23 protein-coding genes are annotated in these 20,614 nt (G+C 42.6%); 17 read left to right on the top strand and 6 right to left on the bottom strand.

All coding sequences use genetic code 11. The annotated features are described in order from the left end of the window. Positions 1-15: 15 nt before the first annotated feature. The gene (locus MTO98_RS34105) at positions 16-1,104 is read right to left on the bottom strand and encodes an Mrp/NBP35 family ATP-binding protein (protein ID WP_243484301.1); all 1,089 of its coding nucleotides are present in this window, start codon (positions 1,102-1,104) and stop codon (positions 16-18) included. 115 nt (positions 1,105-1,219) lie between these two features. Here MTO98_RS34105 and MTO98_RS34100 point away from each other — a divergent pair, with 115 nt between their 5' ends. After that, entirely contained in the window at positions 1,220-3,472 is a 2,253-nt protein-coding gene (locus MTO98_RS34100) for a transglycosylase domain-containing protein (protein ID WP_243484299.1), read from the top strand. A 372-nt stretch (positions 3,473-3,844) separates the two neighbouring features. Further along, complete coding sequence (locus MTO98_RS34095) at positions 3,845-4,474, top strand: NAD(P)H-dependent oxidoreductase (protein ID WP_243484294.1); 630 nt, start codon at positions 3,845-3,847, stop codon at positions 4,472-4,474. Between the two features lie 82 nt (positions 4,475-4,556). On the opposite strand, the gene MTO98_RS34090 is transcribed toward MTO98_RS34095, so the two are convergent. Beyond that, entirely contained in the window at positions 4,557-5,567 is a 1,011-nt protein-coding gene (locus tag MTO98_RS34090) for a LacI family DNA-binding transcriptional regulator (protein WP_243484292.1), read from the bottom strand. Between the two features lie 206 nt (positions 5,568-5,773). On the opposite strand from MTO98_RS34090, the gene MTO98_RS34085 reads away from it, so the two are divergent. Together MTO98_RS34085 and MTO98_RS34080 are read left to right on the top strand one after the other, a co-directional pair. Then, positions 5,774-6,139, top strand: coding sequence for a PleD family two-component system response regulator (locus tag MTO98_RS34085; protein WP_243484290.1), 366 nt, complete (start codon positions 5,774-5,776; stop codon positions 6,137-6,139). A 119-nt stretch (positions 6,140-6,258) separates the two neighbouring features. Further along, positions 6,259-6,489: a hypothetical protein gene (locus MTO98_RS34080; protein ID WP_243484288.1), complete on the top strand. Its 231-nt coding sequence runs from the start codon at positions 6,259-6,261 to the stop codon at positions 6,487-6,489. Positions 6,490-6,494: 5 nt separating this feature from the next. Here the strand turns inward: MTO98_RS34080 and MTO98_RS34075 are convergent, their stop codons facing one another. The 3 genes from MTO98_RS34075 to MTO98_RS34065 all read right to left on the bottom strand — a co-directional run bounded on the left by MTO98_RS34075 (position 6,495) and on the right by MTO98_RS34065 (position 8,557). Beyond that, a complete protein-coding gene (locus MTO98_RS34075; protein ID WP_243484285.1) occupies positions 6,495-6,719 on the bottom strand; it encodes a hypothetical protein in 225 nt (74 codons plus the stop codon). A 240-nt stretch (positions 6,720-6,959) separates the two neighbouring features. After that, positions 6,960-7,691, bottom strand: coding sequence for a heavy-metal-associated domain-containing protein (locus MTO98_RS34070; RefSeq protein ID WP_243484283.1), 732 nt, complete (start codon positions 7,689-7,691; stop codon positions 6,960-6,962). 305 nt (positions 7,692-7,996) lie between these two features. Then, positions 7,997-8,557, bottom strand: coding sequence for an AraC family transcriptional regulator (locus MTO98_RS34065; RefSeq protein ID WP_243484281.1), 561 nt, complete (start codon positions 8,555-8,557; stop codon positions 7,997-7,999). Between the two features lie 193 nt (positions 8,558-8,750). On the opposite strand from MTO98_RS34065, the gene MTO98_RS34060 reads away from it, so the two are divergent. The 7 genes from MTO98_RS34060 to MTO98_RS34030 all read left to right on the top strand — a co-directional run bounded on the left by MTO98_RS34060 (position 8,751) and on the right by MTO98_RS34030 (position 15,515). Further along, the gene (locus MTO98_RS34060; RefSeq protein ID WP_243484279.1) at positions 8,751-9,713 is read left to right on the top strand and encodes a heme-binding domain-containing protein; all 963 of its coding nucleotides are present in this window, start codon (positions 8,751-8,753) and stop codon (positions 9,711-9,713) included. 4 nt (positions 9,714-9,717) lie between these two features. Next, the gene (locus MTO98_RS34055) at positions 9,718-10,194 is read left to right on the top strand and encodes a hypothetical protein (protein ID WP_243484277.1); all 477 of its coding nucleotides are present in this window, start codon (positions 9,718-9,720) and stop codon (positions 10,192-10,194) included. A gap of 158 nt (positions 10,195-10,352) precedes the next feature. Continuing rightward, a complete protein-coding gene (locus MTO98_RS34050; RefSeq protein WP_243484276.1) occupies positions 10,353-10,925 on the top strand; it encodes an RNA polymerase sigma-70 factor in 573 nt (190 codons plus the stop codon). Further along, a complete protein-coding gene (locus MTO98_RS34045) occupies positions 10,922-11,905 on the top strand; it encodes a FecR domain-containing protein (protein WP_243484274.1) in 984 nt (327 codons plus the stop codon). The genes MTO98_RS34050 and MTO98_RS34045 overlap by 4 nt, the downstream gene beginning before the upstream one ends. 15 nt (positions 11,906-11,920) lie before the next feature. Then, on the top strand, positions 11,921-14,050 hold the full coding sequence (locus MTO98_RS34040; RefSeq protein WP_243484272.1) for a carboxypeptidase-like regulatory domain-containing protein: 2,130 nt from the start codon (positions 11,921-11,923) through the stop codon (positions 14,048-14,050). 61 nt (positions 14,051-14,111) lie between these two features. Then, entirely contained in the window at positions 14,112-14,477 is a 366-nt protein-coding gene (locus MTO98_RS34035; RefSeq protein WP_243484271.1) for a hypothetical protein, read from the top strand. A 39-nt stretch (positions 14,478-14,516) separates the two neighbouring features. Next, entirely contained in the window at positions 14,517-15,515 is a 999-nt protein-coding gene (locus tag MTO98_RS34030; protein ID WP_243484268.1) for an outer membrane beta-barrel protein, read from the top strand. Between the two features lie 367 nt (positions 15,516-15,882). On the opposite strand, the gene MTO98_RS34025 is transcribed toward MTO98_RS34030, so the two are convergent. Next, entirely contained in the window at positions 15,883-17,376 is a 1,494-nt protein-coding gene (locus MTO98_RS34025) for a TonB-dependent receptor (RefSeq protein WP_243484265.1), read from the bottom strand. 345 nt (positions 17,377-17,721) lie between these two features. Between MTO98_RS34025 and MTO98_RS34020 the strand changes: the two genes are divergently transcribed. From MTO98_RS34020 to MTO98_RS33995, 6 genes are all read left to right on the top strand, one after another. Beyond that, positions 17,722-17,976 carry a hypothetical protein gene (locus tag MTO98_RS34020; protein WP_243484264.1) on the top strand — a complete coding sequence of 85 codons (255 nt, stop codon included), beginning with the start codon at positions 17,722-17,724 and terminating at the stop codon, positions 17,974-17,976. 99 nt (positions 17,977-18,075) lie between these two features. Then, positions 18,076-18,396, top strand: coding sequence for a helix-turn-helix transcriptional regulator (locus tag MTO98_RS34015; RefSeq protein WP_112568216.1), 321 nt, complete (start codon positions 18,076-18,078; stop codon positions 18,394-18,396). Between the two features lies 1 nt (position 18,397). Further along, complete coding sequence (locus MTO98_RS34010; protein WP_243484261.1) at positions 18,398-18,865, top strand: SRPBCC domain-containing protein; 468 nt, start codon at positions 18,398-18,400, stop codon at positions 18,863-18,865. A 9-nt stretch (positions 18,866-18,874) separates the two neighbouring features. Further along, positions 18,875-19,264: a DoxX family protein gene (locus tag MTO98_RS34005; RefSeq protein ID WP_243484259.1), complete on the top strand. Its 390-nt coding sequence runs from the start codon at positions 18,875-18,877 to the stop codon at positions 19,262-19,264. 8 nt (positions 19,265-19,272) lie between these two features. Next, a complete protein-coding gene (locus MTO98_RS34000) occupies positions 19,273-19,851 on the top strand; it encodes a YdeI family protein (RefSeq protein ID WP_243484257.1) in 579 nt (192 codons plus the stop codon). Between the two features lie 190 nt (positions 19,852-20,041). Then, complete coding sequence (locus tag MTO98_RS33995) at positions 20,042-20,593, top strand: DUF4256 domain-containing protein (RefSeq protein WP_243484256.1); 552 nt, start codon at positions 20,042-20,044, stop codon at positions 20,591-20,593. Positions 20,594-20,614: the final 21 nt, after the last annotated feature.

Raw genomic sequence — 20,614 nt, 5'->3', positions numbered from 1 at the left:
CGTTATGTAAAGTTATTAATTATTTACAATATTTTCTGCACCCATTGCTTTGGCGTTTGATATTGCCACCTGCTGGGCAACACGCTCGGCCATCTTTACAAAAGCAGCCGTCATCGGGCCGTCTTCTTCAAGTACGGTGGGCTTACCGGCATCGCCAGAATCGCTTATTCCTTTAATTAGCGGGATCTCGCCAAGGAATGGAACTTCCAAAATCCCGGCCAGTTTTTGGCCGCCGCCTTTGCCAAATATATAATATTTATTCTCTGGCAGCTCGGCAGGCGTAAAGTACGACATGTTTTCGACCACACCTAATATCGGCACATTAATGGCCGGCATCATGAACATGCCAATTCCTTTTTTAGCATCAGCAAGTGCTACATTTTGCGGCGTTGTAACAATTACTGCCCCTGTTACCGGGAAGCTTTGTGTTACCGTGATATGGATATCGCCGGTGCCCGGCGGTAAGTCTATCACCAGGTAATCCAGTTCGCCCCAGTCAGCATCATTGAACAATTGCTTTACAGCGGTTGATACCATTGGCCCGCGCCATGGCACCGGCTGGTTGGGGTCTGTAAAGAAACCAATTGAAAGTAATTTGATACCATATTTTTCAATGGGCTCAATACGGGTTTTTCCGTCAACCTGGCTGGCCATTGGACGTGCACCCTCTAAGCCAAACATAATAGGCACCGAAGGCCCGTAAATGTCGGCATCTATCAGCCCCACTTTCGCTCCTGATTTTGCCAGGCCTAAAGCAAGATTTGCCGCTACTGTTGACTTGCCAACACCGCCTTTGCCCGAAGCTACCGCGATGATATTTTTTACACCCGGCACGCCGGTGTTTTTTTGCGAGGTAACGCGCGAGGTCATGTTGATGTTGATAATGGCCTCTTTGCTTACAAAATGCAGGATGGCATTACGGCAGGCATTTTCAATCATGGCCTTTAGCGGGCATGCCGGTGTGGTCAGGATCACAGAGAAGCTAACGTTGTAGCCATCTATATGAATATCCTGGATCATGTTAAGGGTTACAAGGTCTTTTTTAAGATCCGGTTCTTCAACATTGCCCAGTGCCTGTAATACTTGTTCTTTAGTAATTGTCATAATATGAGGCAAATTTATGAAAACAGGTCGTTGATTGAGTTTATCAGGAAACAATTTGCATAAACAACCGTTTGCAGGGGATAAGATTTAGTTTAGTTTTGGATAAAATTAACAAATGAAGCGCCTTAATCCTAAATATATACGCATAGCCGCATACATTCTCGTTCCCTTAATTCTTATTCTGCTTGTCGGCGGATATGTTGCCTACTCAAAACGCGGCGCCCTGCTCGAAAAAGCCATTGACAAAGCTAAATTAAAAGCAAAGAGGGATTATAATTTAGATGTAAAAATAGGATCGGCACAATTCACCGGTCTTAGCACGGTTGCTTTCTCCAACATCAGTATCGTACCAGATGGTCGCGATAGTTTGCTGGACATCAAGAATTTTTCGGTAAGCATACGCATTATGCCCCTGCTGTTAGGCGAGGTAAAACTATCAGATGTGGTATTGCAGGATGGCTTTATCAGCCTTGTTAATAAAAACGGGGTTAAAAACTTCGATTTCCTCTTCAAAAAGAAAAAGGATTCGACAGCAACCGATACAAAAGCCGATTTAAGTAATATTGCGGATAACCTGATCAACGAGGTTCTTTATAAGATCCCTGATAACCTGTCGCTCAATAATTTCATGATCAGTTTTAAGAGCGATAGCGCCCAGCTTAAGCTTTTAGCCCAAACAGCACAAATTAAAGACGGGCAGTTAAACTCAACAATAAAAGTTAATGATGGAGAGGCAACATGGCATTTCGCCGGTAAAATGCACCCGTCAGATAAGGATATAGATGTGATGCTTTACGCAGATGGAAAAAAAGTAGAGCTGCCCATCATCGAAAAAAAGTTTAACCTGAAACTTAACTTTGATACCCTGCAAACCAAACTTACTAAGGAAGATCACAGCAGCGGTGAAACTACAATTTCCGGTTCATGGTCGGTTAAGAACCTGCTGATTCATCATCCGGGTATTTCGTCTACCGATATTGTGTTTCCGGAGGCGGCTATTGATGCCGATGTTAAGGTTGGTACTAATTACGTATCAATTGACAGCACTTCGCTTATCCACGTAAAAAAATTAACCGCCCACCCGTTTATAAAATATACGCTTAACCCTGTAAAAATTTACGAACTGAAACTTAATACCGGCTGGCTTAACGCCGCCGATATGTTTGATTCGTTCCCTTCGGGGATGTTTGATGCGCTTGACGGAATCCAGGTTGCCGGCAAGTTAAACTATCACATGAATTTTTACATGGATGCGTCAAAGCCCGACGATCTGATATTTGATTCGGGTATGGATAAGGATAATTTCAAGATCCTGAAGTTTGGGCGTACTGACTTAACCAAGCTGAACACACCTTTTATATACACGCCATATGAAAAGGGCAAACCGATGGCACCGCACCTGATTGGTCCCGACAACTCGGAGTTTACCCCGCTGCAGCAGATCTCGCCTAATTTGAGAAACGCCGTGATGACAGCCGAGGATCCATCGTTTTATACCAATCATGGCTTTGTGATGGAAGCTATCCGCAAATCAATAGCCACCGATTTTAAAACTAAAAAGTACAAGCGCGGTGGCAGCGGGATATCTCAACAGCTGGTTAAAAATGCTTTCCTGAGCCGTGAAAAAACCATGGCCCGCAAAATAGAGGAGATCCTGATAGTTTGGCTTATAGAAAACAACCGTATCATGACCAAGGACAGGATGCTGGAAGTTTATTTTAACATTATTGAATGGGGGCGTAATATTTATGGTATAGGCGAGGCTTCGCATTATTACTTTGGCAAATCGCCATCCGAACTTAGTTTGGGCGAAAGTATTTACCTGGCCAGTATTGTACCATATCCTAAAGGGGGATTGTACGCTTTTCAGCCGGATGGAACATTACGACCGGGATTGCACGGCTACTTTAACCTGATAGGTAAGCTGATGGCCATGAAAGGGTATACCGCCCGGGATACCAATGCCTATGGTTTTTATGATGTGCGTTTAAGAGAAAGCTTGCGCCGCCAGATAGCCCCTGTTGATACGGCTACTGCCGATAGCCTCATGAAGCAGGGCGGAGCAGACGATGACAGCATTTTGCCAGTTGTTGATGAACCGGTAAAAAGGCCAAACTTTTTCCAGCGTCTTTTTGGTAAAAAAGATACCACCGAAGAGAAGGCCGAAGAAAAGCTGAAACAAAAAGAACAAACGATAAAAGATCAGATCAAGGCGCAAATTGAAGCACTCAAAGCCGAATACAAAGCCAGGATTGACGCTGTTGATACAACAGGCGGTAAAACCCGGAAAGATGTACGGCAGGAGAAGCGACGGTTAAAAGATGAGGAGCGGGAGAAAGAAAAGGAATTGAAAGATAAGATGCCGTAACTGGGCATCAAAAGATGCCAATTGCGAGCGCGGCGCGGCAATCGCACGGAAGCAGATCTGCCCTGTATAGTATCCGATTGCTGCGCTCGCGATAACATAAGAGATGAAAACGGACATTCTGCCAAGTAGAATGTCCGTTTTGTATTTATACCACTACCGCGAGTTTAGCGCAGCGTAACTCGTGGTAGGCATCTTGTAAGCTTTCAGCTTACTACGGGTTGAAAACCTGCGGCAGTTAAACTGCTTAAATGAAAATTCATATAATTTGATCAAATTGTAATCCCAATAACGGGCCGTATTGATCTCTTGACAATTGCATGGCTAAATTTACATGTTTAAACATTTATATTTGTTTCAACAATTGAGATAATCATGTCATTAGTAGAAAAATTACAATGGAGATCGGCCGTTAAGAAATTCGATCCCACAAAAAAAATAAGTGCAGAGCAATTAGAGGCATTAAAAACTGCTATCCAGTTAGCTCCATCATCATTAGGCCTGCAATCATATAAAGTGATAGTTGTGCAGGATGCCGAAACCAAACAAAAACTACGCGCAGTAGGATACGACCAGGCGCAAATCACCGATTCGTCGGCCCTGTTTGTGTTTGCTTCATTAACCAATCTTGATGAAGACTTTGGAAAGAAATTCATTGACCTTGTTGCTTCAACCCGCAGCATTGCACGCGAAAGTCTTGCTGGTTACGAGCAAATGGTATTAGGAACTTTAGCCAGCCGTACAGATGCCCAAAAAGTTGAATGGTCGCATAAGCAAGCCTACATTGCTTTAGGTGTTTTATTGGCCGAAGCTGCAGAACTTGGTGTTGATGCCGCCCCTATGGAAGGTTTTGATGCTGCAAAGTTTGACGAGATCCTTGGTCTGAAGGAAAAAGGATTGACCACTACTGTGATTGCCGCAGTAGGTTTCCGTGCCGAAGACGATGTATACAGCAAAATGATCAAAGTACGCAGGCCACAAAGCGAACTTTTTATTGAAGCATAATTTAGGTTGATTGGGTGAATGGTTGATTAGGTGAGTAGTTGTTGGTATACAGAATTCAACCACTCTCTTAATCAACCATTCACTATTCACCAGAAGACGATTTCCTGATAAACAGCTTTGATTTTAATACGTGCTCTTTTTTTGGGGCCGTGCTGTTGTTTTCAAGCACATCGAATAATAGTGTTGCTGCCTTTACGCCCATTTCGTATGCGGGCTGTGTTATGGTTGAAAGCGGGGGGGACAACAAGGGTGCTACCCTCAGGCTTGAAAAGCTGATCACCTTCAAATCGTTGGGTATGGAGATACCGATATCATTACAAACATAATAAGTAGCAAAAGCTAAACGCTCAACCGAGCTGAAAATGCCGTCGGGTTTTATTTCCTGAAGGGCTTTTTTTAATATCTTATAATTTACCTTTTCGTCATTGCTGCAGTCAATAACCAGGTTATCATCAAAGGTAACCTTATGCTTAGCCAAAGCATCCATATAACCCTGCATCCGCACTTTACCAATAGAAATACTTTTGTTAACTACCAGATAAGCAACTTTTTTGCAGCCTGATTTAATGAGGTGTTCGGTTGCGGCAAAACTGCTGTCATAATCATTAGTGGTTACCTTGGCAGCTTCAATATCCTCATAAACGCGGTCGAAAAACACAACAGGCACATGTTTTTTCTCCAGCTGGCGTAAATAATTGTGGTCATTGGCTTCTCCGGATACTGACATGATAATGCCGTCGGCCTTACCATTGTTAAGATAGTTTACAAACGATACTTCTTTTTCAAAAACATCGTCGGTACGATAAAGCAAAATGTAAAAACCTTTTTTACGGGCAACCTCTTCAATGCCATTTATGGCCTGCGAAAAAAAATCATTGGCTATTTCAGGAACAATAACGGCCAGTGTATTGGTTTTTTTATCGCGCAGGTTGCTGGCATAATGGTTAGGCAAATAGTTGTGCTGTTGGGCGTATGCTAAAATCCTTTCTTTGGTATCTTTATTAATATCAGTATTTCCGTTAAAGGCCCTCGATATAGTTGAAGTGGATATATTGAGTTCCTTCGCCAGTTTCTTGATATTGATATTATCCATTTTGCCTGCTAAATCTATTTACTACGTGCCAAATGTAACAAAACAGATCAATTGTGTTTAATAATCAGGGCTATAAATGTTAAAATATCATCAGAAAATTAGTTGTATCAGGACACTGTTAAGGGATCCACTTTTCTGTCTTAACTGTAAGTTAATCAATGGCATGCACTTTGCACTGCTATCATTATTAAAAACGGGACACGTTTATGGCAAAACGAATTTTGATAGTTGATGATAACGAGCTGATGATAGAAGTAATGACCTATATTTTGCTTGGTAACGGTTACGAAGTAGCCGCGTCAACGCGTGTCCACGAAATTTTTAAGATCATTAAAGCCAGCCATCCCGACCTCGTGATCCTGGATATTGTTAACAAAAGTATGGATGGCCGGGAACTTTGCCGACTCATTAAGCTGAACCGGGCCACCAAAGATCTGCGTGTGATAATTTGTTCTGAAAACGAAGAAACACAGCATCCCGACCAGGAAAAAGGTGCTCCGGATGACGTTTTACAGAAGCCATTCGGCATGAACAGCCTCATCCGCATGGTTCAGCTACAGCTGGCGGCATAGCTGATGTTGTAAAATAATAAACTGTAAATTAGTTAGTTATGTTTGAATTTGGCATTGCCTGCCTGCGGTTGTTGTTTTTATAACATGGGATATGTATGTTTACCGGAGAGAAGATAAAGATGGGATTGCCACTAAGAATAACTTTTAACGATACCGATTACGTGTATCAGATCAATACCTCGCCAATTACCCCGGCCACCAGCGAACTTGAAATTTTATTGAACGGAGAAAAAATAGTCCTTCAAAAAGATGCCCGTCGTGTATGGATACAAACCGGCGAAGGTCCAGCAATTGAACCGGATTTTGCCCAGGCTTTGGGCAGGTCTGTAGCTTTAAGGTTTAGGATGTAAGCAATTTAATTTACCGTTGTTGCCGTTAATACCAATAAATTTCTTCCCTTTAATTTGTTAAGGAATGGTGATACATTGCTTTGATCTTTTATTTCCAGGATCAGGCCAATAAAGAAATCATTAGGTCTTTTGTCGCCAATTTCTACGCTTTTTATTTTGATGGGTTCATCAGTTAAACAAACAAAATCTCCGCTTGCAATTTGCCCCCGAATGATCTGACCTGTGATCACCAATCTTTAAGTAGAAACAATTCTTACGCTGAAAAATTTCTACACGAATGCTTTTCAGGCATTCAACAATTAATCGAACTACACAAATCTTAAATTGATTCAAATTCGTGTAATTCGATTAATCTGTAAAAATTAGTGTGAAAATTTTTTGTTTGTTGCCTTCAATCTGTTTGCGATTAAAAGCGATTTACCAGAGGGGAGACCCAATGCCGCTATATTGGAATAAAGCTGCGCGGAGCCTTACATCAATCCCAGCATCACAACCCCCATTAAAATCATTAACCCATCCTCAATAATGGTGACGGTGCTCATGGGCAGGTTAAATACTGCACCAAGGCAAGCACAACGGATCTGCCGTTTATTAAACACACTTTGCAGTACACCAATCAGGCTTACGGTCATTACCGCAACCATGATGATATTAACTGTTACCGGTAGTATATTTAGTGCAAAAGCAAGGCCCAGGCCCAATTCAACAAAAACATAAACGTAGCCCCATCCGCGCCAGCGTTTGGCAACCACATCGTACATGCTATAGCTATCGGCAAAACCTTGTATATCTAATAGCTTAAAAAATGAGAATACAAGGAAAAAACCGCTCATGAAAATACGCATCATGGTCATGGCATTAAAGGAGCTGTTATAGCCTGCAATTAATGATGCTGCCAGCAGGTAGCCGAATATAAGCAGGATGGGCTTGTAGGTTTGCAGCCATGTTCGGTTTCCGGTATCGTCTGCAATGCTCATGCTATGATGGTGATGTTCCGCTTCGCTGAGCTGGTATTTTGGATAAGCGGCAAGGGCCTGCTGAAGATCGGTGGTTGATACATGTTTTTTCATAGTGATATCAGCAGTGCCTTCGGTCAATGAAATATCAACCTTTTCAATATCAGGAACTTGTTGTAATAAGTTTTGAACTTTAGTGAGGCAACCGGTGCAGGTCATGCCGGTGATGTTATATGTGTGTGTCATGATAATTTGTATTTGCTGATACAAAATTACCATGAGCAGGTAGGGGAACTGTTACAGTATTATAGTTATGATTTATAAGATTTACAGTTTGGCACGAATGCTTGGTAAGCGCAGTGCAATTTGATCGAATTGCACTAAAATTCTCCGCAATGATTCGTGTAATTCGATTAATTCGAAAAAATTCGTGTAGAAATTTTTAACACGAATGCCTCAGCAAGCCCCCCACAATTTGATCGAATAGCAAGAATTTTTTGGGCTATAGATTTGTGTAGTTCGCTTCAATTTGCATAAAATTAGTGCCTTAATTAAATATCTTCTAAATTCCTGCGTTTACTGCCCTGCAATGTTTTGAATACCGATGGGGTCATCCCGGTTACCTGTTTAAACTGGCTTGACAGGTAGGCAACGCTGCTGTAACCCAATTGAAAGGCGATCTCCGAAAGGGTAAGCTCATTATAAACCAGCAGTTCTTTTACTTTTTCAATTCGCTGGGCTATGTGGTACTTTTCAATGGTGGTACCTTCTACGGCCGAAAACAAGTTACTCAGATAGCCATAGTCATAATGCAGCTTTGACGTAAGCAACGCCGAAAGCTTTAACGGTGATTGCGTTTCGGTATAATGAACATGTTCAATAATGAGTGTTTTGATCTGTTCTATAAGGCGGCTTTTTTGATCGTCGATCAATTCAAAGCCGAGGTTGCTTAATGAGCCCTGCAATTGCTTAAGCTGTGACGGAACCGGGACCTCTTTAACCTCAACCTCGCCAAGTTCTATTGCAACAGGTTGTAATCCCACTTTTTCAAGTTCGGTTTTTACCATAATTTTGCAGCGGCTGCAAACCATATTTTTTATGTACAGCTTCATAATTGGTAAAGCTACTATTTTACCAATTATTAAAACGTGAGCTCACATCAATAATGATTGCGCAAAAATTGGCATGTTTTGTAGTTTTAACTTCCTTTTTTACTCGTTTAACGATTGTTTTCCCTCTCTCAACTAATTGTAATATCCATTGTTAATGATTGTACTTTTCTTTGTATTACAAAACCGAAAGGCTATGAAAACCAAAAGAAAACCTTTGTATCAACGAAAAGCATTCATTATTATCATGATCTTGTTCCTGGGCTTTGTGGGCATCCAGTTTGTACGCCCCGATGTCCCTAATCCACCCGTAACCGGCGATTTGGAAGTGCCTGCCGATGTTAAGGCGATTATTCAACGCGCTTGTTATGATTGTCATTCAAATAACACCAATTTACGCTGGTATGATAAGGTTGTTCCCGTTTATTGGGGTGTTGCATCACATATTAAAGACGGCAGAGCTGATCTTAATTTTTCTGAATGGAACAAACTTGCTCCGGCAGATCAGAAAGGAAAACTATGGGAATCGATAAATCAGATCATCGCCGGGGCTATGCCATTACCCAGTTATAAGGCGGTGCATACAGAGGCAAATGTTTCTCCGGCCGATTTGCAGGTATTAAAAAATTATCTGGCAGGAATGGTGCACAGCAAACCTGCAGATACCGCAGCAATTAATGCGGCAGATAAACAGTATCAGCACTGGCAAAAAAATGAGGCCGAAACCGGTAAATTACCAACAGCCGCCAACGGCATCTCTTACATTCCCGATTATAAAAACTGGCAGCCCATCAGCACCACCGAACGTTTTGACAACAACACCCTCCGCGTGATTTTCGGTAACGATATAGCTGTAAAAGCCATCAAAGAAAACAACATCCACCCATGGCCAAACGGGGCCATATTTGCCAAAGTAGCATGGGCACAACTGCAGGACAAAGACGGCACCACCCATACCGGCGAGTTTAAGCAGGTAGAATACATGATAAAAGATGATAAAAAATATGCATCTACTTACGGCTGGGGCTGGGCGCGGTTCAGAACGCCTAAAATGGTTCCCTACGGAGGGGCTAACGTATTATTTGCAACAGAGTGTATGAATTGCCATAAACCAATGGCTGCCGAAGATTTTGTATTCACCCAACCAATTAAACACTAAATCCATGAAAGCATTATATAGTTTACTTGCTGTATGCGCGTTAATGTTGGCAGCCTGTTCTGACAATAAACCGGCTGAATTGTACAACACTAAAGCCGCACTGCCTGCATCGCCAAAATATAACCTCGACGGCCTTAAGGTGATAACATCATTTGTTAACAAAACAAAAGGAACAGCTTCAACCCTTTATGGCAATGATCTTGCGCTGAAATCGGCCATTGATGGAAATAAATCAATTGCCGCAAATGAGATTTTTACATTGGTAACCTGGAAGCAACAGGATGATGACCACTGGTTTGGTGCAAAGATCCCATCGGATGTTGAATCGGTTGAAGTGATCAGAACAGCACCATCGGGGAATAATATAGCCGTTAATTACCAGCAGCTTAATGGTAAAACGCTCGATTTAAAAACAGATACATCGGGCCAGGCCGAAAGAGTTAAATATATCCTTGGGCAAAAGCCCTCGGTTTTGCCGTAGCCGTTTAATATTTTGAAGATGCCGAAAGCCGGTGTAGCACATATTGCTGCGCCGGCTTTTTTTATTTATAAAAAAAATCATTTCTGAATAGGGGATAAACTATGTTTTGTTGTCTGCTACTTGATTGAACAGATAAAAAAGTAATTTACAGCCAACGTTTGCCAGCAGATAATACATATATACTGCATTTACATGCAGATGAGCCGGAGTTTGATAAGGTTTACCTTGAACATTACCCGGCATTGCACCACTATGCCTATACCATGGTTAATGACACTGCCCATGCCGATGAAATTGTACAGGATGTGTTTTTGAAGATCCTGGAGCGCGACGAACCGGTTAGCATTCACACATCGCTAAAGGCATACCTGTACAGATCGGTACATAACGAGTGCATGAATTATTTTAAACATCAAAAAGTTGAACAAAAACATCAGCAGCACATCATGCACGAAGCCAATAATCATTCTGAACACCCGTTGAGCAAAATGCAATACCGTGAATTTGAACAACATTTGCTCAAGGCTATAAATGACTTGCCTGCACAGTGCCGGATCATTTTCCAAATGAGCCGTTTTGATGAGCTTAAGTATGCCGAAATAGCTTCGCAGTTGGGCATCTCGGTAAAAACGGTAGATAACCAGATGGTTAAGGCGCTTAAACGTTTACGCCAGCAACTTGCCGAATACCTGCCGCTATTAATTATGTGTTTAATTAAATTATTACAATGAGTAAACCTTTACATATAACCGATGATCTGCTGATCAGCTATCTGCTTAACGAGATTTCGGACGAGGAGGCCCGGCAGGTTACAGCCTGGCGGGCATTGAATCCGGCCAACGAACAACAATTTGAACGTTTCAGCCTGATTTGGGAAAGCAGTAAAAACTTTTATGCAGATACCTCTATAGATGCCGGGGCTTCCCTTGCCAAAGTAAAGCAGAGGGCCGCCGAAGCCAAACAGCGGCAGGCCGTGGTTGTGCCATTGCGTAATAAATATAGCTGGTTGAAAATAGCTGCGGCGGTGCTTTTTATTGGCGGCTGTGCCTGGGTGTGGCTTAACAGGTTCGCCAATCCTGTGGTGAAATTTGAAACAGAAGCAGCGGTGAAAATTGATACCCTGTCTGATGGATCGGTAGTGACGCTCAATAAATTTGCCCGGCTTGATCATCCCGAAAAATTTAATGGCAGCCGGCGGTTGGTTAACCTGGTTAAGGGGGAGGCTTTTTTTAATGTGGCCCATAACAAGGCCCGGCCTTTTATCATTACCGCCGGAGCAGCAACCATAAAGGTGGTGGGTACCTCGTTTAACGTTAAAAAAAGGAACAACCAGGTTGAGGTTATTGTGGAGACAGGGATAGTACAGGTGGCTGATGGCAGTGGTAGTTTGATCACTGTTCTTAAGGCCGGTGAAATGGCTTTGTATAATCCGGATACTAAAAAGGTTATAAAACTTCCTACTCCGGATAAGTTGTATACATATTACCGGAGCAGGCAGCTGGTTTTTAAAAATATACCGTTGCCAAGGTTGGTGGCTGTTTTAAATGAAGCCTATGGAAGCGATATCGTGATTGGGCGCAAGGAATTAAACAACATGCAAATGGCAGGCGTATTAAATACCGGCGAAAACCTGCAGATTATATTGGATGTGATACAAACCGCTTTAAACATAAAGGCTGAAAAAAAAGGAGAAACAATCATCCTTAAATAAAACCCGACAATTTTAATGATAAACCAAATACCTAAGCCATATTATTTACTTATATCCGTATTGATGTTTTGCTTTGGGCGTGTTCAGGCGCAAAGCATTTTAAATAAACAGTTAAATTTTAGCGCTGACCGTAAACCCTTAGCCGATGTTTTGCTGGATCTTGGAAAAAGGGGAAATTTCAGTATTTCGTACAATGCAAGGCTGCTTCCCCAGGATAGCCTGGTAAGTATCAATGTGGCAAACCAAACTGTGGCAATTATTTTGAGTACGCTTTTAAAAGATAGGTATGCTATCCGCGAGTATCAAAACTACCTCATCATTACAGAAAAACTGCCCGGACTTGTGTTTTTGGATACGGATATCACCAATGATAATAGCAATAACTATTCAATAAGCGGCCTGGTTGTGAATGACCGCAGCGGCGAGCGATTAATGAATGCCAGCGTTTACGTTAAAGAGCAGTTAGTATCTGTACTGACAGACGAACACGGGTACTTCCGGATTAAATTCAGGGCAGATAATCCGAGCCAGATCAGCCTTACGGCAAGTAAACTCTCTTATAGAGATACTACCATTAATTTCCTGCAAACGGTATCAGTAAGCAGCCGCTTTAATCCCGGGGTATATGATAATACTGTAACCCGAAATAACCGGGTTGAAAGGACAGGGATGGGGCGTTTGTTCATCTCGGCCAGGCAGCGTATCCAAACGCTTAATATACCCGATTTTTTTGCCAAACGGCCTTTCCAGGTTTCCTTAACACCGGGGCTTAGCTCGCACGGTATGTTTAGTCCGCAGGTAGTTAACAGGTTTTCATTGAATATAGCCGGAGGTTACACAGCCGGAGTGAACGGCTTTGAGTTTGGAGGCTTGTTCAACATCAATAAAATGGATGCAAAATATGTGCAGCTGGCTACGGTTTTCAATTTGGTAGGAGGAAAGGTTACCGGCATCCAGGTTGCCGGGGTACACAACCGGGCTATAGATACAGTAAGGGGCATCCAGGCAGCCGGTTTTATCAACAAAGCCGAAAGCACCGTTGTTGGGCTGCAAATTGCTTCGTTAAACAACAATGCACATAAATTAAAAGGGTTGCAGATAGGTTTGGTAAACACTGTTGATACCTCATCGGGGGCCAGTATCGGGCTGGTAAATATTATAGGGAATGGGTTTTATAAAGTTTCCTTAACAACCAATGATGTTACCAATACCAATATTTCGCTTAAAACCGGAACGCATAACTTTTACAGTACTTTGCTCACCGGCACCAATATTTCTTCCGGCAGCAAGCTGCATTCGTTTGGTTTAGGTATTGGACACGATTTTATGCTGAGCAATAGTTTTTATGTTTCAACCGAGGTTGCATACCAGGCTGCCTACACAGGTCTGTGGGATGATCGCTGGTTTCAGGCTAAAATGCTCTTTAATGTACAGGTTTCCAAACACATCAGCCTTTTGGCTGGTCCGGTTTTTAACAGTTATAACCATAGCGGGTCGTTTCATCAGGAAGGATATAAGAATGTCACTCATATCCCGGATTATCCGGGGCAGGCAATTGACGGCCATCAAACCCGCAATTGGATAGGTTGGGAAGCGGGGCTGGCATTTAATTCGGTTTTTAAGCCGGTCAAAAAAACGGTTGATAACAGCCGGGCCTGGTATTTAGGCGGGGCTTTAACTGCCGGTTTGGGCTGGGACGATCCCTACAGCAAAGTATATGGTGCCGAGGTATTTGTTCAGCGGGATTTGGGCGAGCACATTTCAGGTATCATAACAACAGGGTATACTTATTTTCCTGTTGATAAAGGATACCCGCCAATTTACGGGGACGGTACCATTAATATTTATGACGAAACACGCAGCATGATGCCGCTAAAAGTAGGGGTGAGGCTTAAAACGGGCAGTGCCTTTTATATATCGGGCGATGTTGGCGTGGCCTTTGGTTTGTTCAAAGAGCCTGTTTTTTACTTTTCTAATCTTTCTTCTTCACCCGTGTATAAACCTTACCGAAGCACGATGATTTCGGCAGGGGCCGGCTTTAGCTTTCAGAGCGGGATAGAAACCGGGTTTAAATTTGAAGATTATGGCTATTACTATAAGCAGTTTGCCCTGCGCCTGGGGTACCGGCTTAAACTAAGCAAATAAAATATAAGAACATGCGTAGGGGTAAAACCTCCATTTGTTGTCACATCCTCAAAAAACAACAATGGATAGGTTCCGTGAAACAGCAATTGTGTTGCTGATGCTTTTTTTGCTGGCAGGCACACTCGTTATTATTTATAGCCTGGTGATGTTACAGGAGTTTCCTAAAACGCTGGCCATGACTATGCTTTTTGCCTTGGTGCCACTTAAAAGCTGTATAGCTGGGTTGCGTAAAAAACAGCCGGACCAGGAGTTTACCTGTGCCGATACCCGGTTGCTGAAATTTATTCTCTTATCTGTTTTCAGCGTTTTCCTAATCGTTGTTTACATTTCGTGTTTGCTCAAAAGCTGGCAAATGATTGCAGTTTTAGTATTTGTGCTAAACATTTTTACTATTAAAAAGGCCGTCGATCTGCTTCCTGCCGATTAATATCACTATCTCAATTATCTATAAATCAATTTACATAACATGAAACACCTTTTTTCATTATTTATCCTGTTAATTTTTTCATCTGCTGTAACAAAAGCACAAAGCAACGATAACAGCTGGCGCGTTGGGTTTGGCATAAATGCCGGAGTGGCTACTTCTGATGCTTTTAAATATGCACTTGGAGGCGATATCCGTATACAAAAAGATTTTAATCAGCGGGTTTCCGGCACGCTTACCACCGGTTTCAGTCATTTTTTTGAGAAAGATCATTTTGCCAATTATAGCCAATACGGGAGTCCTTATAATGTGATCCCGGTAAAGCTGGGTGTAAAGTATTTTGTGGGCGATAATTTTTACCTGGGTGGAGAGGCGGGTGCCGGTTTTGCCTTTGAACAATGGGGAACATCGTTTCTGTGGTCGCCTTCGGTGGGCATGGCGTTTAAAAATGGTATCGACCTGAGCCTTAAATACGAGGATTACACCAAAGACAAAGCCACCAAAACCCTGGGTTTGCGACTGGCATATGGGTTTGGTACCCGGAGCATGACGGCTCACAAAAAGGCGGAGAGCACAGTCAATGATGGCGCAACAGAACTTGGCGTAAGCTTTAATGCAGGATCTGACGTCAATTCGTCTGATAATAAGGTACTGGGCGGCGATATAACACTTTATAAACCGCTTACCAACAATTTGGTCGCTACTTTTTCTGCTGGATATACGCACATGAACAGGCAATACTATTCAACCTACGGCATTATGGATAGTAAGGGCAATGTGTATTATAACAATAATTTCAGCGTTCGCAATGTAGTTCCGGTTAAAGTTGGCTTGCGTTTGTTTTTGGGCGATATATTTTACCTTGGCGGCGAAGCAGGTGTAGCTTTTGCTTCTAAAAGAAATACCTCATTTGTTTACACACCCTCGCTGGGGTTCAAGTTTAAAAACGGCCTTGACATAGGCGCTAAATACGATAACTATGGCAATCGCCTTATCCAGGATGCGGTATCGCTTAAGTTAGGATATCACTTTAAACTTTAACGTCATCTGTAAGAAGCTGTTTAAAAACGATAGAAAGTTTTTTGTAAAGACGCATCACATGCGTCTCCCGGCAGACAGGCCGATTCAAAAGGCTTTTAATCCCGTCGGAAATTGCACACGGGAGACGCATGTGATGCGTCTTTAAATTTAAAATCGATGGCTCTCTTTATATATAAATAAAACTTCGTTGCCGCTGGTTTTAATCCACGGAAAGATGAGTAGCGATAGAAACGGGCATCAGCCCAAATTCGCTTGCATTGTTAGGCTAAAGCCATGGCTTTTCAACTTGTTTACCGTTGGTTAAAACCAATAGCAATTGAGCAAACAAAAACGGCGCTATGTTTATCATAACGCCGTTTTTATGTTTTTAAGCAATATCAATTTCAGTACGGTCGCCATCTGTTGGCGGGGCCTCAAGTGTTTTTACCGGGTCAAGGCCGGAAGCATAACCAAACAGGCGGCGCTCTTTGATTATGGTGGCAACTTCGGCAGGTACAAATTCTTCCCAGCCATTGGCCCCTTTTTTTATCAGGTCGAGCACATTGTCGGTTTCAACGTTAAGGTTGTTCTCGTTGTAATGACGGATATCTTCTATCTTATTATTGGCAATGAGATAGCGGTACAAATCTATCAGGTGTGGAGGCAGGTAAAAACGCAAGCAATTCCAGATCACGCCATCGCGCAGGGTAGGGTAAATAAACAATTTCACCTTACGGCTAAATAGTGTGGCGAACGATTCCAGGATACCGCCCGGCAAATCTTTATAATGCTCTTCAGAAAAGATGTACTCGAGGTTAGGAAAACCAAGTACCACGCCCATTTTTAGTTTGGTGATCTTTGAAAGATAGGCCACCAGTTTGTAATACTCGTGGAAGTTAGAGATCATTACCGTTTGGCCCAGTGAGCCAAGGATGTCTACGCGGTCAAGGAAATCCTTTTCGTCGATATCGGCATTGATATCGGCATTACGTTCTTTAAGGGCTTGCAGGGTGAGCTCGGTAACAACAACCACGTTTTCCTTATCAACATCCGATTCCTGCAAAAACTGCTTAACACCGGTGCTCAACATATCCATATGTACGTTGATAACCGGGCGGAAACGGCCGCGAACCATCACGATATGCTTTTTGTACAAAACCTCTGATGGCTGCAGGTTTTTACCATCGGGCCCAAACAGTGCGGCGTCCGAAAAGCCGTATTTTACAAGGTGAAGGCTCATTAACCGATTATCAACCTTGGTAAAGTTTGGCCCTTCAAATCGGATCATGTCAATCTGGATCCTGTCGCGCGAGAGGTTGTCCATCAGCGACAGCAGGAATACAGGCGGGATCTCGTTATAGTAAAAACAGGCGTACATCAGGTTTACCCCCAATATGCCTACGGCCTGCTGCTGTAAGTTATTATCATTGTCCAGCAGCTTAACGTGGATCACCACATCATTGTACTGCCCGTTAGGCTCCTGCTGAAAGCGTACACCCATCCAGCCGTGGCCTTCATTGGTTTTATTGTAATTAAGGGCTGATATCGTATCTGCGAAAGCAAAAAATGTTGATGTATCACCACGTTGCGCGCCAAGGCGTTCGATGATGAGGCCATATTCATGGCTAAGCATAGCCATTAACCGGGGTTCACTTACATAACGGCGGCTTTGTTGTACACCATAAATGGCATCTGAAAAAAGCATATCATAAGCTGACATGGTTTTGGCTATAGTACCGGATGATGCCCCGGCTTTAAAAAAATTTGCTGCTACGTCCTGTCCGGCTCCAATTTCGGCAAATGAGCCATAAATTTCGGGGTTAAGATTAATGGCCAGCGCTTTTTGTTTGGTCCCAATATCTTTATTGTGAATGGCATTCATACCCATAAATTATTATAGTTTACTGTTTCCAGTAGTATAACCTTGCTAAGAAAGCATAAAATTACGCTTTTTTGAGCGAAAGCGGTGTTAAGAATGTATTACAAAATAAACGGCTGCCCCGTTTTATTACTTTAAGAAAATAAACGAATCAATTTTTGGCAGGATATCGCAGCCTGCTATAATGTTTGCGGGTCAATGAGATATGTTTATGAACAGGCGCTGAACATGGGGGCTGCGCCAGCCTAAAACTGAACAACCTGAACGGGCACCTTTTTTAGCTTGTGTGTTTAAATTTATATGAATGCAAAAGTTTTAAATCACAGTTTATTTAAATCCCTTTCAGAAATGGATCTAAAAAGCGGGCAAATTGACGTTTCGTTCATGCCCATCTCCAGCAGGTGTGGTACAGCCGTATTTGAGAATAAAGTAACAAAGCAAGTGTACCATTGTAAATTTGTTTCAATTGATTCAAAATACCGGATAACGGCAGTAATGACAAAAGGCCGGTCATGGTTTGGGGCCGAAAGTCACTTGATGGCCGCCAGGATGCTTGCTGCTCCGTTAAGCGAGGTGTCGATATTGAAAGTGGTTGCTAATTGAACCACCATTTCCGAGTAATAACCAGTATCTCAAAAAAAACCAAAAATATTTTGCGTAGTTAAATGGCTACATTTATATTTGTAGTCAAATGACTACGCGATGAATTTAAGAAGAGATGTATTTCAGGCCATAGCCGACCCAACCCGGAGGGCCATTCTTTTGCTTGTGGCCACACAAGCCATGACTGCCGGCGTAATTGCTTCAAATTTTGATACCGCCCGGCCCACTGTTTCCAAACATCTGCAAATACTTACCGAGTGCGAACTGCTTAAACAGGAGCAAAACGGCAGGGAGATCTATTATCATATCAATGCAGAAAGAATGAAAGACGTAGCCGACTTTATTGAGCCCTTCCGCGCTATGTGGGAAGAAAGGTTCAACAAATTGGAAGATATTATGAAAAACTATAAAGGCAAATAACATGGAGAAGAAAACCAAAATTGATGCCGAAAACGGCAAACAGGATTTAACTATAACCCGGGTATTTGAGTTGCCGGTCAAGTTGCTTTTTAAAGCATATACCGAGGCTGAAATTGTTGAGCAATGGATGGGGACCAGGGTGCTGAAGCTGGAAAATAAAAAGCATGGCAGCTGGCAGTTTGAAACCAAAGATCAGCATGGCACTGTGGTTTTTAAAGCCAACGGAACAATTCATGAGTTTATCCCCGGCCAAAAAATCACCCGTACATTTGAAATGGACAACGCACCATTTGATGTGCAATTGGAGTTTCTGGAGTTTGAGAAACTTACAGAAGATACCTGTAAACTCAATATGCATGTAGTGTACAGAACGCCCGAGCTCAGGGATCAGATGCTGAAACTGCCCTTTGCCTATGGTATAAACATGGCGCATAACCGCCTTCAGGAAGTATTAAATAAATTGAAATAATTGCCTGTAATGAAAAGGAATAAAATTATTTACTGGATTGCAACCCTATGGCTTGCTCTCGGGATGCTGTCGACAGGGGCGGTGCAATTGCTGAAAATGAAATCAGGAGCCGGCGGGGCTGATAGCGTTGCTCATTTGGGCTACCCCGGCTATTTTCTGACTATATTAGGAATCTGGAAAGTTTTGGGAGTTATTGCAGTACTTACCCCTAAATTTCCGGTAGTAAAGGAATGGGCTTATGCGGGCTTTTTCTTTGCCATGTCAGGAGCAATATTTTCGCATCTTGCAGCAGGTAGTGCAGTAAACGAGATATTTCCTGCAATGCTGTTACTGCTGCTGACTATAATATCATGGTATTTCAGACCGGCAGATAGAAAGATTGTCCTGGTTAACCAATAATAAACACAATGAACCCCAAAGTTGATTTTTATTTTAATAAGGCCGAAAAATGGCAGGAGGAAATAGAGCAATTGAGATTGATTGCTCTTGATTGCGGATTGATCGAGGAATTGAAATGGGGCTGCCCTTGTTATACATACCGCGAAAGCAATATTGTTTTAATACATGTGTTTAAAGAATATTGTGCGTTTTTATTTTTTAAAGGTGCGCTGTTAAGCGACACGCATAAAGTTTTGATCCAGCAGTCGGAAAACGTGCAGGCTGCCCGGCAAATCAGGTTTACCCATGTTGAGGAAGTAACGGCGCAGCGAAATATCCTGAAAGCGTATATTTATGAAGCTATTGAAGTGGAGAAAGCAGGCCTGAAAGTCAATTTAAAAAAGACCGAAGATTTTGCTGTAGCAGATGAGTTTCAAAGTAAACTAAACTCGATCCCTGCTCTGAAAGTAGCTTTTGAAGCCTTAACACCGGGGCGGCAAAAAGCCTATCTGCTGCATTTTTCGCAACCCAAGCAGTCGTCTACCCGCGAGGCGAGAGTTGAAAAATGGATGCCGCAGATATTGAATGGCAAAGGGTTGAATGATTAATTAAACATTCGCCAAAAGCGTGGCCTGCGCGATTCCCTCCTCTGGAAGGTTGTAGAGAGGTGGTTCATCAGTTGGCTTCTTAACCCCAATAACGTATAAACCCCTCCCTGCTACAGCACATTCCAATCACATCTCTCCTTCGGGGGAGAGAATTTGAAACCAAACACCAATGAAACCATAACCACCAACAATGAAACTATCACCAGAACAACAGAACGAACTTATCGGTATATTAAAAACGCGTTTTGAAAAAAACATGAACCGCCATCCGGGGATAGACTGGGCTGAAGTACAGGCAAAGCTGGAAACCGGCGCAAAAAAGCTATGGTCGCTCAACGAAATGGAAATAACTGGAGGCGAACCGGATGTGGTTGCTTATGATGAAAATGCCGGCGAATACATCTTTTTTGATTGCGTTGCCGAAAGCCCGAAAGGCCGCAGAAGTGTTTGTTATGATCATGAAGCCCTGGAAGCCCGGAAGGAACATAAGCCCGCAAACAGCGCTATTGAAATGGCGAAGGACATGGGCATTCAACTTTTAGATGAAGAACAATATCGTGAGCTGCAAAAACTGGGAAAGTTTGATACTAAAACATCAAGCTGGATAAAAACACCTGCAGGTATCAGAAAACTCGGCGGGGCCATTTTTGCCGATTATCGTTATGGAACCATCTTTATTTACCACAATGGTGCCGAATCATACTATGCTGCCAGAGGGTTCAGGGGCGCATTGAGGGTTTGAGTTTAAGTAAATCGGTTATAC

It is taken from the genome of Mucilaginibacter sp. SMC90 (assembly GCF_022811725.1).
GTDB lineage: Bacteria > Bacteroidota > Bacteroidia > Sphingobacteriales > Sphingobacteriaceae > Mucilaginibacter.
The sequence above is the reverse complement of the archived record's forward strand: the minus strand, read 5'-3'. Positions and strand labels throughout refer to the sequence as shown.

What these genes read in the sequence shown, in the direction of transcription:
- MTO98_RS34105 (WP_243484301.1), bottom strand. Translation starts at nt 1,104, where the DNA reads ATGACAATTACTAAAGAACAAGTATTACAGGCACTGGGCAATGTTGAA.
- MTO98_RS34100 (WP_243484299.1), top strand. Translation starts at nt 1,220, where the DNA reads ATGAAGCGCCTTAATCCTAAATATATACGCATAGCCGCATACATTCTC.
- MTO98_RS34095 (WP_243484294.1), top strand. Translation starts at nt 3,845, where the DNA reads ATGTCATTAGTAGAAAAATTACAATGGAGATCGGCCGTTAAGAAATTC.
- MTO98_RS34090 (WP_243484292.1), bottom strand. Translation starts at nt 5,567, where the DNA reads ATGGATAATATCAATATCAAGAAACTGGCGAAGGAACTCAATATATCC.
- MTO98_RS34085 (WP_243484290.1), top strand. Translation starts at nt 5,774, where the DNA reads ATGGCAAAACGAATTTTGATAGTTGATGATAACGAGCTGATGATAGAA.
- MTO98_RS34080 (WP_243484288.1), top strand. Translation starts at nt 6,259, where the DNA reads ATGGGATTGCCACTAAGAATAACTTTTAACGATACCGATTACGTGTAT.
- MTO98_RS34070 (WP_243484283.1), bottom strand. Translation starts at nt 7,691, where the DNA reads ATGACACACACATATAACATCACCGGCATGACCTGCACCGGTTGCCTC.
- MTO98_RS34065 (WP_243484281.1), bottom strand. Translation starts at nt 8,557, where the DNA reads ATGAAGCTGTACATAAAAAATATGGTTTGCAGCCGCTGCAAAATTATG.
- MTO98_RS34060 (WP_243484279.1), top strand. Translation starts at nt 8,751, where the DNA reads ATGAAAACCAAAAGAAAACCTTTGTATCAACGAAAAGCATTCATTATT.
- MTO98_RS34055 (WP_243484277.1), top strand. Translation starts at nt 9,718, where the DNA reads ATGAAAGCATTATATAGTTTACTTGCTGTATGCGCGTTAATGTTGGCA.
- MTO98_RS34045 (WP_243484274.1), top strand. Translation starts at nt 10,922, where the DNA reads ATGAGTAAACCTTTACATATAACCGATGATCTGCTGATCAGCTATCTG.
- MTO98_RS34040 (WP_243484272.1), top strand. Translation starts at nt 11,921, where the DNA reads ATGATAAACCAAATACCTAAGCCATATTATTTACTTATATCCGTATTG.
- MTO98_RS34035 (WP_243484271.1), top strand. Translation starts at nt 14,112, where the DNA reads ATGGATAGGTTCCGTGAAACAGCAATTGTGTTGCTGATGCTTTTTTTG.
- MTO98_RS34030 (WP_243484268.1), top strand. Translation starts at nt 14,517, where the DNA reads ATGAAACACCTTTTTTCATTATTTATCCTGTTAATTTTTTCATCTGCT.
- MTO98_RS34025 (WP_243484265.1), bottom strand. Translation starts at nt 17,376, where the DNA reads ATGAATGCCATTCACAATAAAGATATTGGGACCAAACAAAAAGCGCTG.
- MTO98_RS34020 (WP_243484264.1), top strand. Translation starts at nt 17,722, where the DNA reads ATGGATCTAAAAAGCGGGCAAATTGACGTTTCGTTCATGCCCATCTCC.
- MTO98_RS34015 (WP_112568216.1), top strand. Translation starts at nt 18,076, where the DNA reads ATGAATTTAAGAAGAGATGTATTTCAGGCCATAGCCGACCCAACCCGG.
- MTO98_RS34010 (WP_243484261.1), top strand. Translation starts at nt 18,398, where the DNA reads ATGGAGAAGAAAACCAAAATTGATGCCGAAAACGGCAAACAGGATTTA.
- MTO98_RS34005 (WP_243484259.1), top strand. Translation starts at nt 18,875, where the DNA reads ATGAAAAGGAATAAAATTATTTACTGGATTGCAACCCTATGGCTTGCT.
- MTO98_RS34000 (WP_243484257.1), top strand. Translation starts at nt 19,273, where the DNA reads ATGAACCCCAAAGTTGATTTTTATTTTAATAAGGCCGAAAAATGGCAG.
- MTO98_RS33995 (WP_243484256.1), top strand. Translation starts at nt 20,042, where the DNA reads ATGAAACTATCACCAGAACAACAGAACGAACTTATCGGTATATTAAAA.